This is a genomic window from Flavobacterium sp. JLP, assembly GCF_015350755.1.
Taxonomy (GTDB): Bacteria; Bacteroidota; Bacteroidia; order Flavobacteriales; family Flavobacteriaceae; genus Flavobacterium.
Genome location: NZ_JADKPS010000003.1, coordinates 218,258 through 233,002 on the forward strand (window position 1 = coordinate 218,258; position 14,745 = coordinate 233,002).

Consider the following 14,745-nt stretch of genomic DNA (forward strand, 5'->3'; position numbering starts at 1 on the left):
AAGATGAATTAAGTTACCATTTAATAATAGCGCTCGCCCAAGTGAATCCACTTCCGAAAGCGGCTAAAACTACTGTATCACCAGATTTGATTTTTCCTTGTTCCCAAGCTTCTGTCAAAGCAATTGGAATAGATGCTGCAGTTGTATTTCCGTATTTTTGAATATTATTATGCACTTGATCGTCTGTCAATTTGAATTTATTTTGAATGTATTGGGAAATTCTCAAATTCGCTTGATGAGGAATCAGCATATCAATATCTGAAACTTGCAGGCCATTTGCTTCTAAGCCTTCGTTAATTACTTCGGCAAAACGAACAACTGCATTTTTAAATACGAACTGGCCGTTCATATACGGATAATAACTTTCGTCATTTGGGTCATTATCTGCTAAAATATCAGTTACCCAGCGTGCGCCCATTCCAGGAGCCTGTAAAGCTAATTCTTCAGCATGCTGTCCTTCAGAATGTAAATGCGTTGATAAAATTCCTTTAGACAAATCTTCTTCACGGCTTAAAACTGCCGCTCCTGCTCCATCTCCAAAAATTACCGAAACGCCACGCCCGCGTGTTGTCATATCCAATCCAGTTGAATGCACTTCTGAGCCAATTACCAAAATATTTTTATACATTCCGGTTTTAATGTACTGATCTGCAACAGAAATTGCATAAACGAAACCAGAACATTGGTTTCTTACATCTAGTGCTCCAACTGTACGCAATCCTAAATCACGTTGTACTAAAACTCCAGGTCCTGGAAAATAGTAATCTGGACTTAATGTAGCAAAAACTACAAAATCAATATCTTCTTTGGCTACGCCAGAACGTTCTATTGCAATTTTAGCTGCTTTTACTCCCATTGAAGTTGTGGTATCTTCTCCACGAATAATATGTCTACGCTCCTGAATTCCTGTTCTTTCTTGAATCCATTCGTCATTAGTCTCCATAATCTTAGACAAATCATCGTTGGTCACAACATTAGAAGGAACATAATATCCTAAGCCCGCTATTTTTGAATGATACATATTCTTTTATTATTTGTTAAAAAATTGGATTGCAAATTTACGTATACTTTAAAACATAAGCGTACAAATTAGTGTTTTTTTCGTTATTAGCAATTTAATATACTTTAATTATAAAGCCAATTAAAACTAATTCTCTTTTGAAAAAACAGTTTTTGCTCAAAAACAATGAAAAGTCTGAAAATTAACGTTTAAAATGTAACAAGATAGAAGTACTTTAGTCAAACATTACGAATACCATTTTTAAACTCCAAAAATTCAAATTATGAAATTAAAGGTCACACTACTCTTATTTCTAAACATTGGTTTTATAGCTTTTGCCCAAGAAAGCTTAACCTACCAAAAACCATCAAAATCTATATTAGATTTAGCAGATTACGAAAGAGCTCCGACAGTATCTATGGATACTAAAAAAGAATACATGTTATTAATGTATAGAAGTACATACAAAACATTAGATGATTTAAACCAAGAAGAACTTCGTTTGGGCGGATTAAGAATTAATCCTATTACGAACATTTCAAGTACTGTTACGTATTTAAACAATTTAAAAGTTCGTAAAATAAACGGCACTGCAGAAGTACAAGTTACAGGCTTGCCGGCTAATCCTAAAATAAGCAACATTCAATGGTCGCCAAACGATAAAAAAATATTGTTTTCGCACACTACCGCTATAGGCGTTGAGCTTTGGGTTTTAGATGTTGCGACTGCTGCAGCTGTCAAACTCACAGATGCTACTGTTAATGCAAATCTTGGAAATCCGTTTAACTGGCTTTTAGACAACGAAACTATTTTGGTAAAAATGCTTCCAAAAAACAGACAGCCTTTATTAGATTCTAAAAAAGATTTGCCAACCGGACCAATTATTTCAAATACTTCTGGACAAAAATCTTCAAACAGAACGTATCCAGATATGTTGAAAAACACAAATGATGAAATTAATTTCGAGAACATCATTACATCTGAATTATACAAAGTAAATCTAAGCGGAAATGCAGTTTTGTTTAAAGAGGCAGCAATGTACGCTGGAGAAAGAATCTCTCCTGATGGAAATTTCATTATGCTTACTACGATTCAAAAGCCATTTTCATATGTCGTTCCGCTAAGCAGATTTCCTTCTAAAACAGTTGTTTACGATTCAAGAGGAAAAGAAATCAAAATAGTAAACGAAGTGCCCTTAAATGAAGTAATGCCAAAAGGTTTTATGGCTACTAGAAAAGGAAAAAGAGATATGAGCTGGAGAACAGATAAACCTGCTACATTATCTTACACAGTTGCTTTAGACGAAGGAGATCCTGCGAACAAAGTAGATTTTAGAGATGAAGTTTTTCTTTGGGAAGCTCCCTTTACAAACGAAGCAACTTCATTAGTAAAAACACCTCAACGTTTTAGCGATGTAATTTGGGGTAATGATAATATTGCTGTTATCTATGATGAATGGTATGACACAAGAAATACTAAAACCTATTTAATAAATCCATCAAAACCAAGCGAACAGCCAAAACTGATTTCAGACAGAAATTCGCAAGATGTTTATTCAGATCCAGGAAAATTTGAAACTAAGAAAAACGAATACAACAAATATGTATTAGCGATCGAAAATGACAATGCTTTTCGTATTGGCGAAGGATATACTAAAACGGGCCAATTTCCTTTTATAGACGAATTCAATTTAAAAACATTAAAATCAAAACGTATTTATACTTCTTCTTATAAAGATAAAAAAGAAGATTTGATGGAAATTGAAGATTTTAAATCCGGTAAAGTTTTGGTTCAGATTCAGTCTAAAAATGAACCGCCAAATTATTATTTCAGAAATATTAAAAAACAAAACAGCTTAACTCCAATTACTGCTTTTAAAAATCCTTTTGAAAGTATTAAAGACGTCAGTAAAGAAGTAATCAAATACAAACGTAAAGACGGACTTGAATTGTCTGGAACTTTATATTTGCCTGCTGGTTATGATAAAACAAAAAAAGAGAAATTACCGCTGTTAATCTGGGCTTATCCAGCAGAATATAAAGACAGAAACAGTGCTAGTCAATCTACTCAAAACTCAAATGAATTTACTTTTCCATATTACGGATCTTTTGTGTATTGGGTAACGAAAGGATATGTGGTTTTAGATGATGCTGCTTTCCCAATTATTGGAGAAGGAACTACAGAACCTAATGACAACTTTATTTCTCAATTGGTAGATAATGCTGCAGCTGCAATTGATGCTGTTGATGCTTTAGGTTACATTAATCGCAAAAAAGTTGCTGTTGGCGGACATTCTTATGGTGCATTTATGACAGCAAACTTATTAACACATTCTAATCTTTTTGCATGTGGAATAGCTCGAAGCGGTGCTTACAACAGAACTTTAACTCCTTTCGGATTTCAAACTGAACAACGCAACTATTGGGAAGTTCCAGAAGTTTACAATACAATGTCGCCTTTTATGAATGCTGACAAAATGAAAACACCAATTTTACTAGTTCACGGTGAAGCCGATAATAATCCTGGAACTTTTACTTTGCAGACAGAACGTTATTTTCAAGCTTTAAAAGGTTTAGGAGCAAATGCAAGAATGGTGATTTTACCAAAAGAAGCGCACAGTTATGTAGCCAAAGAAAATATTTTGCACTTGCTTTGGGAACAAGATCAGTTTTTAGAAAAATATTTAAAAAACTAGATTAATCCAAATCATAAAATAAAAACAACCCCGGCAATCTCTGCGCTTCAGGACTGTCGGGGTTGCTATTTTTAGTCAGAAAAAATTATTTAATTTTTACATTGACAAATTTTCTAATTACAGATAATTCAATCCTAAGAAAATTTCCTGCTCAAGAGGCAAGTCAATTTCACTTTCAAAAAAGATCAATTGTCTTTTATAAACGGTTTCGATCAAATAATGATTTCCTCTAAAATAAGTTCTTCTGATTTTTACCGGCAATTTTGATTCGGGCACCATTTTAAACTGGTGCGGATAAACCAAAGTTTTATGCGTTTCATCTTCGTAAGAAAGCAATAGATGAGTCGGAACTTCGTTAACTTCACCAAACAATGACGCTACATATTTAGTTTCTGGATCTTCGTATATTTTTGTCGGATTATCTTTTACGATAATTTCTCCATTTCGCATAACGATTGCTTCATCTGCAAACGACAACGCATCTGTACTGTCGTGTGTTGCTATAATACAGGTAATTCCTTTTTGTTTTAGGTAACGAAACAAATTTCGGCGTAAAGCATTTTTCCTAAAAGCATCAATTTGACTGAAAGGTTCGTCTAGCAAAATTACTTCTGGTTCTAAAGCTAAAACTCTAACCAAAGCTACTCTTTGCTGTTGACCTCCACTTAAAAATTTAGCTTTTACATTCGAAAACTGTTCCATTTCAACCATTTCCAGCAATTCCTGAACGCGGAGTTTTTTCATATTGGCAAAACCGTTTGACAGAAATTTTCCAACATTTTCAGCAACTGTTTCAAAGGGAGACAAATCAAAGTCCTGCGCCAGATATTTCATGTAAGGCATTCCTGGAATCAAATTATATTTTGGTCCCAAAATAGGTGTATCTCCATAAAAAATCTTCCCTTCATCTAAATCATATAAACCATACATCAGTTTAAGAAGCGTACTTTTTCCGCAGCCGCTTTCGCCAATAATAGCAATATTTTCACCTTTGTTTATAGTGAAAGAAACGTTTTTGATAACGGGTTTATCTGTATACGAAAAAGAAATATTCTGAATATCGAGCATGGGTTGTATTTGAAAGTCCAAATTTACAATGTTTAATTTCTAAAGTCAAAAAAAAAGCTGCTTCAATTAAGAAACAGCTTTTAAGATTTTTTATTGCAGTAAATTATTTTCCAGCCTCAGCTTTAGCATCATTTACCATTTTATCATTTGCTGTGATAGAAAACTCTACACGACGGTTTTGCGCTCTTCCTTCTGGCGTATCATTTGTTGCAATCGGATCTACAATTCCTAACCCTGAAGTTTTGAAACGGCTCGATTTTAATCCTTTTGAAACTAAATATGCCTGCACAGAAGCTGCTCTTTGTCCTGAAAGTGTTAAGTTATATTCTGGTTTTCCTGTATTATCAGTATAACCAAAAATTTGAATATCAGTATCTCCGTAATCGTTGAATACAGGAACCAATTTATCTAAATTTGCTTTAGCTGTTGAAGTCAAAGTTGATTTGTTAGTATCAAAACGAACAGCATTTTCGTTTAAAGTTAAGTGAATTCCTTCACCAACTCTTTCTACGTCAGCACCCGGAAGCGCTTGATCAATTTCACGAGCTTGCTTGTCCATTTTATTTCCAATCAAGGCTCCAGTTCCTCCACCTACGGCAGCACCAATGGCAGCACCTAGCGCGGCATTTCCACCGTGTCCTAAGTTATTACCTAAAATTCCACCAATAAGACCACCGGCAACTACTCCAATTCCGGCTCCTTTTTGTGTATTATTTGCATTCTTTACTGAATCACAGCTTGCAAAAAAACTAGTTAATACAAGTAAACTGCTTAACCCTAAAACTGTTATCTTTTTCATGTGTATAAATTTTATATTAATTGGCTCTTTTTAATTAGCTCTTTGAAATTGGTACGTTACATCCTTAGTTTGACCACCAACATTGATGTTGTCAATTAACTGAAATGAGTTATCACTCAGACCTGCAACTTTTAGTAAATAACCTGATTTTACATTTTTAGATTTTGTACCAGGATCTACAATTTTAAGAACAAAAAGCCCTTGATTATTAATACTCCAAACGATTGGAGATGTAAATGCAGTACAGCTTGGTGCTGTAAGCGTCATTGTACCTTTATTATTATTTGAAATAAAGTTCCAAGTGCTGCCAATAAAACATTTTGAATCGGCAAGATCAAATGAATTTACTTTAATATAGTCTGAACCTGGATAAGAAACATTGGTTAAAACCCAATTTCCTTTAATAGCTACTTGAGTAGATTTGTCAAGTTTAGTCGAAAGTGCTGGTGCTTCTGTAGAAGCTGTAGTGGACGAAGCTGATTTACACGCAAATAAAACCGTGGCCATCAAGCAAATGAAAATAATTTTCTTCATTTTGTAATTTTTTTAAGTTAATACTTACACGTTTAACAATTATTATACCACAAATATACGATTCGTATAAAGATTAACAGTTCCAAAATCTGATTTTTTTCTTTCAGAATTAACACTTAAGACATTTTGTCACCCCAAAAACAATTGGTATTCTATTTGAAGGAATGAGAATCATAACATTAAATTAAAAAATATAAAAATATGACAACAGGTAAAATTAATGTTTCAGTAGAAAACATCTTTCCTTTAATCAAAAAGTTCTTGTATAGCGATCACGAAATTTTCTTGCGTGAGCTTGTTTCAAACGGAACCGATGCTACTTTAAAATTAAAACACCTAATTAGTATTGGCGAAGCTAAAGTTGAATACGGAAATCCGGTTATTGAAATTAAAGTTGACAAAGAAGGTAAAAAAATCCACATTATCGACCAAGGTTTAGGTATGACTGCTGATGAAGTAGAAAAATACATTAACCAAGTTGCTTTTTCTGGAGCTGAAGAATTCTTAGACAAATACAAAGATTCTGCTAAAGATTCTGGAATTATTGGTCACTTTGGTCTTGGTTTTTACTCTGCCTTTATGGTTGCAGAAAAAGTAGAAATCATTACAAAATCATATAAAGATGAGCCAGCAGCACACTGGACATGTGACGGAAGCCCTGAATTTACTTTAGAGCCAGCTGACAAAACTTCACGCGGTACAGAAATTATCTTGCACGTCGCTGAAGATTCTCTTGAATTTTTAGAAGATTCTAAAATCGCTGGATTATTGAATAAGTATAATAAGTTTATGCCTATTCCAATTAAATTCGGAACAAAAACAGAAACACTTCCAAAACCGGAAGATGCCCCTGAAGATTACATCAACGAAACAGTTGAAATCGACAACATTATTAATAATCCAAATCCAGCTTGGACAAAACAGCCAACTGAATTATCTGATGAAGATTATAAAAACTTTTACAGAGAACTGTATCCAATGCAGTTCGAAGAACCTTTATTCAACATTCATTTAAATGTAGATTATCCGTTTAACTTAACTGGAATTTTGTATTTCCCTAAATTGGGTTCTGACTTACAAATTCAGAAAGATAAAATTCAATTGTACCAAAACCAAGTTTACGTTACAGATAACGTAGAAGGAATTGTACCTGAATTTTTGACAATGCTAAAAGGAGTTATTGACTCTCCGGACATCCCGTTAAATGTTTCTCGTTCTGGCTTGCAAGCTGACGGAGCTGTTAAGAAAATCTCTAACTACATTACTCGTAAAGTAGCTGATAAATTAAAAGCTTTATTTAACGAAAACCGTGCTGATTTTGAATCAAAATGGAACGACATTAAGATTGTTTTAGAATACGGAATGCTGTCTGAAGATAAATTCTACGAAAAGGCTGGTGCATTTGTATTATACCCAACTGTAGATGACACTTATTTTACTCTTGAAGAATTAAAAGAGAAACTAAAAGACAATCAAACAGATAAAGATGGAAAACTTGTCGTTCTGTATGCTGGAAATAAAGAAGCACAACACTCTTATATTGAAACAGCAAAAGCAAAAGGATACGAAGTATTACTTTTAGATTCTCCGATTATTTCACATTTAATTCAAAAAATTGAAGGTGATAACAGCGGTTTAACTTTCGTTCGTGTAGATTCTGACCATATTGATAATTTAATCAAAAAAGACGAAAACACGATTTCGAAATTATCTGACGAAGAAAAAGAAACTTTAAAAACTTCATTAGAAGCTTACATTCCAAAAGCATACAGTGTTCAATTAGAAGCGATGGACAGTCAAGCTGCTCCGTTTATCATCACGCAACCAGAATTTATGCGCAGAATGAAAGAAATGAGTCAGTCTGGAGGCGGTGGAATGTTCGGAATGGGAAATATGCCAGAAATGTATAATTTGGTTGTAAACACAAATTCTGATTTAGCTTCAAGTATTTTAAATACAGAAGACAAAACACACCAAGAGCACCTAGTAAAACAAGCTTTAGACTTAGCAAAATTATCGCAAAACCTATTAAAAGGTGAAGCTTTGACTGCTTTTGTAAAAAGAAGTTTTGAAATGATTAAATAAGAATTTTATTAAATTATTTTAAAAATCCTGTAATTGAACTTACAGGATTTTTTTATTGCAATTCATTTTTTTTATTACATTTGAAACGCCTATTTAATCTAACCTTAACAAATAACACTATGAAAAAAACCATTTTTTTGTTTTTAACTATCTGTGCATCTGCACTAACTTATGTTTCATGCTCTAAAGATGAAGTTGCAAACCAAACGGATACTACAGCCGTTGGAGCATCAGTAGCCATAGACGCAGCTAACGAAATGGACATTAACACAGGACTGCTGGTAACAAACACTGGTGCAACTGCAAAACCTGCTGCCGGGACTTGTGCAACTATTACTGTTACGACTCCAACAGGACAATCTTACCCAAAAGTATTTTTGGTTGATTACGGAACAGCTGGATGTGTAGACAATCAACTGACGAGAAAAGGAAAATTAAAAATTACACTTTCAGGACCAATTATCAACACAGGAAGCAAATTGACTATTGAAAGAATTGATTATTCTATAAACGGAATAAAATTAGAAGGAACTATTGAATACACAAATACTACAACTGTAGCAACTGTACCACAATGGAGCAGAAAAGTAACTAACGGAAAATTTACTGATTTGCAGGGAAGAGTTTATACAAATTCTGGATCTCACACTGTAAAACAAACTGCAGGCGTAGACACTCCATATGTATTAGAAGATAATGTTTACGAAATGACAGAAGGAACTCACACAGTGACTACAGAAAAAGGTGCAACGTTAACACTTACTGTGCAAGAAACACTAGTTAAAAAATATTCTTGCTTATATGTTTCTAAAGGAAAACTAAAAATTGAAGGCGGATTTCTTAAAGGAGTTATTGACTACGGAAACGGCGATTGCGACAGTAATTTTACCTACACACACGAAAGCGGTGTTAGCTATAATTTATCAATGTAAAAAGCTCATTTTTATAAAAATAAACAAATCCCAATGTAGAAATAGATTGGGATTTATTTTTTATTAAAATTTAAATCCACCGCTTACTACATTCAAACTATTTTCTTTATTTTGCACCAAAATCTAAAAACCAATGAAAAAATCAATTATTGCCTTTGTTGCACTTGCACTATTAGCTTCTTGCAGCAAAAAAGAATCTGCTGACAATTTGCACATTACCGGAAATATAAAAGGATTAAAAAACGGAACTTTATATATTCAAAGAATTGTTGATACAGCACTTGTTGCTATTGACAGTATTAAAATCGACGGAAACTCTACGTTTGAGCGCGATATTAAATTAGAATCTCCAGAAATGCTTTATTTATTTCTAGACCGCGGTGTGAGCAATTCTTTAGACAATAATATTTTATTCTTCGCTGAACCTGGAAATATTACTATTGAAACCAATCTAGATAACTTTATCTATGGTGCCAAAATTACAGGATCTAAAAATCAAGAATTATATGAGCAATTTAAAAAAATAAATACTCGTTTTAATGATGAAAACCTTTCTTTGGTAGAACCAAAATTTAAGGCGATCAAAAGACAAGATCAAAAAGCAGTTGACAGCATCGTCGCAAAAGAGGAGGCTAATATCAAAAGAAAATATTTGTTCGCTACAAACTTTGCATTAAACAATAAAGACCACGAAATTGCACCTTATATTGCTTTAGCAGAGATTTACGATATTAATATCAAATTTTTAGATACTATTCAAAAATCGATGACTCCAAAAGTAGCGCAATCCCTTTACGGAAAGAAACTAACAAAGTATGTTGCTGACATTAAAAAGCAAGAACAGAAATAGTTTTCCTATCACATAAAAAAAATCCCTGAATACTTCAGGGATTTTTTTTATGTTTTTTTTAATTATTCCAAAAAAAAAACCACCACTAAAAAGTGATGGTTTTACGTTGAGCCGGCGGAGGGACTCGAACCCACGACCTGCTGATTACAAATCAGCTGCTCTAGCCAACTGAGCTACGCTGGCGACTCATTACGGGTGCAAATATAAAATGGTTTTTTGTATTTTCCAAAATAAATTTACCTCTTATTTCAAATAAAAAAACCACCACTAAAAGTGATGGTTTTATGTTGAGCCGGCGGAGGGACTCGAACCCACGACCTGCTGATTACAAATCAGCTGCTCTAGCCAACTGAGCTACGCTGGCGACTCATTACGGGTGCAAATATAAAGCGGTTTTTCGTTTTACCAAAATAAATTTGCACTTTTTTATACTTTTTTTCGCTTACAATTCGTTGATTTTAGCAATCAATTGATTAGCAGTTTCTTCCAATTCAACATTGATTTGTTTGAAGTGTGCTTTTTTGTTTTCAACGTTTTTAGCATTCACTTTTGTGATCAAAGTATCAAATGCAGCAATAGCTTGATCGATCAAAGCATTCGTTTCTGGAGTAGGATTTCCTGTTGTAGACATTTCGAATAAGTAAATTGCCTCAATAATATCTCCTAATACGAAGTTGATGTCTTTTTTTAAATTTTTAACGTTTGCCATTTTATTTTAATTTTAATTTGCGTCTGCAAAAGTACACATAATCTTTAGATTACGCGCTATGAAATGTAAATTTCTAAAATTGAAGCTTTTCCGCTTAAAATAAATGCATTTATCGCAGCTGGAACCAAAACAGTATCACCTTTACTATAGGTTTGTTTGAATCCGTCAAATTCAATTTCAAAACTTCCTTCAATACACATATAAACTGTAAACGTTTCTCCAGATTTAGAAACTTCGTCCTTTCCTTCTAACGGAATAAAATTCGTTGTAAAATAAGGACAATCAACTACTGCATTTGAAGTATTCGTTTTTGTTTCGTATTTTTTTTGAGTATGTACTTTATTATAATTAATTGCATCAAGTGCCAAATCAACATGCAGTTCTCTTTTATTTCCTTGAGCATCTACTCTGTCAAAATCGTATAAACGATATGTAATATCAGATGTCTGCTGAATTTCAGCAACAACTAAACCTGCACCAATAGCATGAACAGTTCCTGTTTCTAAAAAGAAAACGTCACCTGATTTTGCTTTCACATCATCTAAAATCGAAACAAGTGTATTATCATGTAAATGTTTTAAATATTCTTCTTTACTTGAATTTTCTTTAAAACCAACAATAATTCTAGAATCAGCATCAGCTTGCATCACATACCACATCTCAGTCTTACCAAAAGAATTATGACGCTCTTTTGCTAGTTTATCATTCGGGTGAACTTGTATAGAAAGATCTTCGCGGGCATCTAAATATTTAAAAAGCAATGGAAATTGCTTTCCGAAACGTTTGTAAACTTCAGTTCCTAGAATTTCATTTGGTGTTTCATCAATAAGTTCCATCAATGATTTTCCTTTCAAAACTCCGTTTGCAACGGTACTTACATCTCCTTCGACAGTAGATAATTCCCAGCTTTCGCCTGTAATTTTAGACGTAATAGGTTTGTTTAAAATTGTTTTAAGTTTTTCTCCTCCCCAGATTCTTTCTTTAAGGATGGGATCAAATTGTAACGGGTATAAATTTGGTTTCATATTTTAAGTTTAGGCTAATATTTTAATTTAATAAACAAAAAGGTACTACTATTTCTTTAATTTACAGTACCAATTCTTTAATTGTTTCAAGTGCTTTCGAAATATGTTTTGCAGCATTCATACTGTCAAAAATATAAATCACGACGCCATTTTTATCAATAACATACGTTACTCTTCCTGGCAAAAGTCCAAATAAAGTATCGCGGACTCCAAAAAGGTGTCTTAATCTTTTATCTTGATCTGATAATAAAATGAAAGGCAGTTTATGTTTATTGGCAAATTTATTGTGCGATTTGACACTGTCACTGCTAATCCCGATGACTTCTGCTCCTAAATCTTTAAAGTCTTCGTATTGATCACGAAAACTGCAGGCTTCAGTAGTACAGCCAGGGGTATTGTCTTTTGGGTAAAAATAAATCACTAGAGGCTTTCGACCTAAAACACTTTTGCTTTCAAAAATTTCTCCGTGACTATCTTTAGCAGTAAAATTCGGAACTATATCTCCTATTTTTAATGACATTTATTCTTCTCCTTTATAAGTTACAAAATTGCGGTCCGTTTCATTCAGTACGATTTCTAAGTTAAAATCGGGATGAATTCTTTTTTTAATTTTATTCCATATCACAACGGCAATATTTTCAGCTGTCGGATTTAAATCTTGAAATTCCGGAACATCCAGATTCAGATTTTTGTGATCAAACGGTACTTCTACTTCTTCACGTATAATATCCGCTAATACTTTCACATCTAAAACAAAACCAGTTTCCGGGTCAATTTTTCCTGTAACACTTACTGTTAAACCATAGTTATGACCGTGAAAATTAGGATTGTTGCATTTTCCAAAAACAGCATCGTTTTTTTCAAATGTCCAATCCTTCCTGTGCAGTCGATGTGCAGCATTAAAATGTGCTTTTCTTGATATGGTTACTTTCATTTAGGTTTTTGGTTAGTAGGTTTTAAATCTTATGGTCTTCTAAATAATGATAGAATTCATCAAATATTATTTTGAACCACACAGTATAAATTTCGGGCTGTTTATCAATATCTTTTTTTACATCTTCAATCTTCATCCATTTCCAAGCTTCTACTTCATCTAAATTTATGTTCGGATTCTCATTGTAATATCCAATCATAACATGATCAAGTTCGTGCTCTGTCAAACCGTTATCAAAAGGTGCTTTATAAATAAAATGAAAAAGTTCTTTCAATTCAGTTTTAAAACCCATTTCTTCAAACAATCTTCGGCTTCCTGCTTCAATATTTGTTTCTCCTTCTCGCTGGTGGCTGCAACAAGTATTCGTCCAAAGCAAAGGCGAATGATATTTTTGATGTGCACGCTGCTGGAGCATGATTTCGTTTTTACTATTTAATATGAAGACTGAAAAAGCGCGATGCAAAAGTGCTTTTTCATGTGCTTCTAATTTTGGCATCAAGCCAATTTGCTCATCTTTTTGATTAACTAATATTACGTTTTCTTCTATCATAAGGCTTATTGAACAAACAAAAATACGAAAAAAGAAATGGCTTGAAAATCCTAGAAAAGATTGTGAAAAGTTTAACGAGATTCAAAGATCATAAACAACTTATATTCAAAAAGTTAATCCTAGTTTTATTTATAAAAACCTTTAAAAACAAGCCTTAAAAACTAAACCTATCTCTTTTACGTAAATAAGAAAACGTTAAATCATACTTAAAAAAATCTGAATTGTAAATTATACTCTACCAATAGACCAACTCTCGTTGTATCTTTGAGATTCAGAATTAAAGCCTAATAAAATCATGAAAACAAAAAACAAAATTTTCAGCCTTTGCTTTTTAATCCCGCTTTTTATTTTGCAGGCATGCGGACAAAACCCTAAAAAAGAACAAACCAAAACAATTGTGATGGAAAACAAAATCGATAAACCCGGAAATCCTTATTATTCTAATACTGATACAACGAAACTAAATGTAAGCGATGCAGAATGGAAAAAAGTATTGCCGGAGGATGTTTACGCGGTGATGCGCGAAGCTGATACCGAAAGACCTTTTACAGGAAAATATTGGAACACTGACGAAAAAGGAACCTACTATTGCGCTTCTTGCGGAAACAAACTTTTTAGATCTGGAGCTAAATTTTCAAGCAGCTGCGGATGGCCAAGTTTTTTTGAACAAGACAATAAAAAAAGCGTAGTTTATAAAAATGATAATTCACTCGGTATGGAAAGAATTGAAGCGCTTTGCGGACGTTGTGGCGGACATTTAGGACATTTGTTCGACGACGGTCCGGAACCAACCGGAAAACGTTACTGCATGAACTCGATTGCTCTAGATTTTATTCCTGATTCTCAAAAATAATTTACAAATGAAAAATATACTTTTAATCTGTTTTTTAACTTTATCCTTAAACGGATTTTCTCAAAATAAAAAAGCGCCAAATTTAGAAACAATAACAGTTGGAGGAGGCTGTTATTGGTGCGTTGAAGCTGTGTATGAAAATTTAAACGGCGTAAAATCTGTTGTTTCAGGTTTCTCTGGAGGAAAAGTTGCAAACCCAACTTACGAAGAAGTTTGCACAGGAACAACCGGACACGCCGAAGTTGTTCAAATAACGTACGATAAAAACGTAACCGATATTAATGAAATATTTCAAGTATTTTTTACTGTTCACGACCCAACAACCTTAAACAGACAAGGGGCGGATGTTGGCACACAATATCGTTCTGTAATTTTTTATAAAAATGAAGAACAGAAAAAAGCAGCCGAAAGCATTATTGCCGAACTTAACAAAGCAAAAGTCTACAATAGTCCAATAGTTACAAAAGTTGAACCTTTTAAAGTATTCTATAAAGCCGAAGATTATCATCAGAATTATTATGCAAACAATAAAAGCCAACCCTATTGCAAAATGGTAATTCAGCCTAAATTAGAAAAATTCGAGAAAGTCTTTAAAGACAAACTCAAAAAGAAATAGTGGTTAATATTAATTGTCAATTACTCTTGCCGTCCATTTTTATGGACGGTTTTTTTTATACAATTCCCGCGAACTTTTTTTTCTAAAATTAGCAA

At 33.3% G+C, this 14,745-nt stretch carries 15 protein-coding genes and 2 tRNA genes; 6 read left to right on the forward strand and 11 right to left on the reverse strand.

The features are described from left to right. Positions 1 to 13: 13 nt before the first annotated feature. Entirely contained in the window at positions 14 to 1,021 is a 1,008-nt protein-coding gene (locus IRZ83_RS10410) for a 3-oxoacyl-ACP synthase III family protein (RefSeq protein WP_194568576.1), read from the reverse strand. A gap of 262 nt (positions 1,022 to 1,283) precedes the next feature. Here IRZ83_RS10410 and IRZ83_RS10415 point away from each other — a divergent pair, with 262 nt between their 5' ends. Next, complete coding sequence (locus IRZ83_RS10415) at positions 1,284 to 3,695, forward strand: prolyl oligopeptidase family serine peptidase (RefSeq protein ID WP_194568578.1); 2,412 nt, start codon at positions 1,284 to 1,286, stop codon at positions 3,693 to 3,695. A gap of 117 nt (positions 3,696 to 3,812) precedes the next feature. Here IRZ83_RS10415 and IRZ83_RS10420 read toward each other — a convergent pair whose 3' ends face one another. The 3 genes from IRZ83_RS10420 to IRZ83_RS10430 all read right to left on the reverse strand — a co-directional run bounded on the left by IRZ83_RS10420 (position 3,813) and on the right by IRZ83_RS10430 (position 6,096). Further along, positions 3,813 to 4,763 (reverse strand): ABC transporter ATP-binding protein, encoded by a 951-nt coding sequence (locus tag IRZ83_RS10420; protein ID WP_194568868.1) that lies wholly within the window; start codon positions 4,761 to 4,763, stop codon positions 3,813 to 3,815. A gap of 103 nt (positions 4,764 to 4,866) precedes the next feature. Beyond that, entirely contained in the window at positions 4,867 to 5,562 is a 696-nt protein-coding gene (locus tag IRZ83_RS10425; protein WP_029272176.1) for an OmpA family protein, read from the reverse strand. Positions 5,563 to 5,592: 30 nt separating this feature from the next. Further along, entirely contained in the window at positions 5,593 to 6,096 is a 504-nt protein-coding gene (locus IRZ83_RS10430) for a lipocalin family protein (protein ID WP_029272175.1), read from the reverse strand. Between the two features lie 201 nt (positions 6,097 to 6,297). Here IRZ83_RS10430 and htpG point away from each other — a divergent pair, with 201 nt between their 5' ends. The 3 genes from htpG (at position 6,298) to IRZ83_RS10445 (ending at position 9,963) form a co-directional block, all read left to right on the forward strand. After that, positions 6,298 to 8,181, forward strand: coding sequence for a molecular chaperone HtpG (gene htpG / locus IRZ83_RS10435; RefSeq protein WP_194568580.1), 1,884 nt, complete (start codon positions 6,298 to 6,300; stop codon positions 8,179 to 8,181). Positions 8,182 to 8,300: 119 nt separating this feature from the next. After that, a complete protein-coding gene (locus IRZ83_RS10440; RefSeq protein ID WP_194568582.1) occupies positions 8,301 to 9,113 on the forward strand; it encodes a hypothetical protein in 813 nt (270 codons plus the stop codon). 133 nt (positions 9,114 to 9,246) lie between these two features. Then, entirely contained in the window at positions 9,247 to 9,963 is a 717-nt protein-coding gene (locus tag IRZ83_RS10445; protein ID WP_029272172.1) for a DUF4369 domain-containing protein, read from the forward strand. 109 nt (positions 9,964 to 10,072) lie between these two features. Here IRZ83_RS10445 and IRZ83_RS10450 read toward each other — a convergent pair. From IRZ83_RS10450 to idi, 7 genes are all read right to left on the reverse strand, one after another. After that, positions 10,073 to 10,146 (reverse strand) — tRNA-Thr (locus tag IRZ83_RS10450). Between the two features lie 107 nt (positions 10,147 to 10,253). Beyond that, a tRNA-Thr gene (locus tag IRZ83_RS10455) sits at positions 10,254 to 10,327 on the reverse strand. Between the two features lie 78 nt (positions 10,328 to 10,405). Then, the gene (locus IRZ83_RS10460) at positions 10,406 to 10,672 is read right to left on the reverse strand and encodes a hypothetical protein (RefSeq protein ID WP_026982865.1); all 267 of its coding nucleotides are present in this window, start codon (positions 10,670 to 10,672) and stop codon (positions 10,406 to 10,408) included. 56 nt (positions 10,673 to 10,728) lie between these two features. Then, positions 10,729 to 11,697, reverse strand: coding sequence for a type I phosphomannose isomerase catalytic subunit (locus tag IRZ83_RS10465; RefSeq protein WP_194568584.1), 969 nt, complete (start codon positions 11,695 to 11,697; stop codon positions 10,729 to 10,731). Between the two features lie 61 nt (positions 11,698 to 11,758). After that, positions 11,759 to 12,217, reverse strand: coding sequence for a peroxiredoxin (locus tag IRZ83_RS10470; protein ID WP_029272170.1), 459 nt, complete (start codon positions 12,215 to 12,217; stop codon positions 11,759 to 11,761). Next, positions 12,218 to 12,631, reverse strand: coding sequence for a 6-pyruvoyl trahydropterin synthase family protein (locus IRZ83_RS10475; RefSeq protein WP_029272169.1), 414 nt, complete (start codon positions 12,629 to 12,631; stop codon positions 12,218 to 12,220). Positions 12,632 to 12,653: 22 nt separating this feature from the next. Then, positions 12,654 to 13,181 (reverse strand): isopentenyl-diphosphate Delta-isomerase, encoded by a 528-nt coding sequence (idi, locus tag IRZ83_RS10480; protein ID WP_029272168.1) that lies wholly within the window; start codon positions 13,179 to 13,181, stop codon positions 12,654 to 12,656. A gap of 295 nt (positions 13,182 to 13,476) precedes the next feature. Here idi and msrB point away from each other — a divergent pair, with 295 nt between their 5' ends. Then, positions 13,477 to 14,034, forward strand: coding sequence for a peptide-methionine (R)-S-oxide reductase MsrB (msrB, locus tag IRZ83_RS10485; RefSeq protein ID WP_194568586.1), 558 nt, complete (start codon positions 13,477 to 13,479; stop codon positions 14,032 to 14,034). 7 nt (positions 14,035 to 14,041) lie between these two features. Continuing rightward, a complete protein-coding gene (msrA, locus tag IRZ83_RS10490) occupies positions 14,042 to 14,650 on the forward strand; it encodes a peptide-methionine (S)-S-oxide reductase MsrA (RefSeq protein ID WP_194568588.1) in 609 nt (202 codons plus the stop codon). The last annotated feature ends 95 nt before the right edge of the window (positions 14,651 to 14,745 follow it).

Coding starts and splice junctions, on each gene's coding strand:
- IRZ83_RS10410 (WP_194568576.1), bottom strand. CDS start 1,021: ATGTATCATTCAAAAATAGCGGGCTTAGGATATTATGTTCCTTCTAAT.
- IRZ83_RS10415 (WP_194568578.1), top strand. CDS start 1,284: ATGAAATTAAAGGTCACACTACTCTTATTTCTAAACATTGGTTTTATA.
- IRZ83_RS10420 (WP_194568868.1), bottom strand. CDS start 4,763: ATGCTCGATATTCAGAATATTTCTTTTTCGTATACAGATAAACCCGTT.
- IRZ83_RS10425 (WP_029272176.1), bottom strand. CDS start 5,562: ATGAAAAAGATAACAGTTTTAGGGTTAAGCAGTTTACTTGTATTAACT.
- IRZ83_RS10430 (WP_029272175.1), bottom strand. CDS start 6,096: ATGAAGAAAATTATTTTCATTTGCTTGATGGCCACGGTTTTATTTGCG.
- htpG (WP_194568580.1), top strand. CDS start 6,298: ATGACAACAGGTAAAATTAATGTTTCAGTAGAAAACATCTTTCCTTTA.
- IRZ83_RS10440 (WP_194568582.1), top strand. CDS start 8,301: ATGAAAAAAACCATTTTTTTGTTTTTAACTATCTGTGCATCTGCACTA.
- IRZ83_RS10445 (WP_029272172.1), top strand. CDS start 9,247: ATGAAAAAATCAATTATTGCCTTTGTTGCACTTGCACTATTAGCTTCT.
- IRZ83_RS10460 (WP_026982865.1), bottom strand. CDS start 10,672: ATGGCAAACGTTAAAAATTTAAAAAAAGACATCAACTTCGTATTAGGA.
- IRZ83_RS10465 (WP_194568584.1), bottom strand. CDS start 11,697: ATGAAACCAAATTTATACCCGTTACAATTTGATCCCATCCTTAAAGAA.
- IRZ83_RS10470 (WP_029272170.1), bottom strand. CDS start 12,217: ATGTCATTAAAAATAGGAGATATAGTTCCGAATTTTACTGCTAAAGAT.
- IRZ83_RS10475 (WP_029272169.1), bottom strand. CDS start 12,631: ATGAAAGTAACCATATCAAGAAAAGCACATTTTAATGCTGCACATCGA.
- idi (WP_029272168.1), bottom strand. CDS start 13,181: ATGATAGAAGAAAACGTAATATTAGTTAATCAAAAAGATGAGCAAATT.
- msrB (WP_194568586.1), top strand. CDS start 13,477: ATGAAAACAAAAAACAAAATTTTCAGCCTTTGCTTTTTAATCCCGCTT.
- msrA (WP_194568588.1), top strand. CDS start 14,042: ATGAAAAATATACTTTTAATCTGTTTTTTAACTTTATCCTTAAACGGA.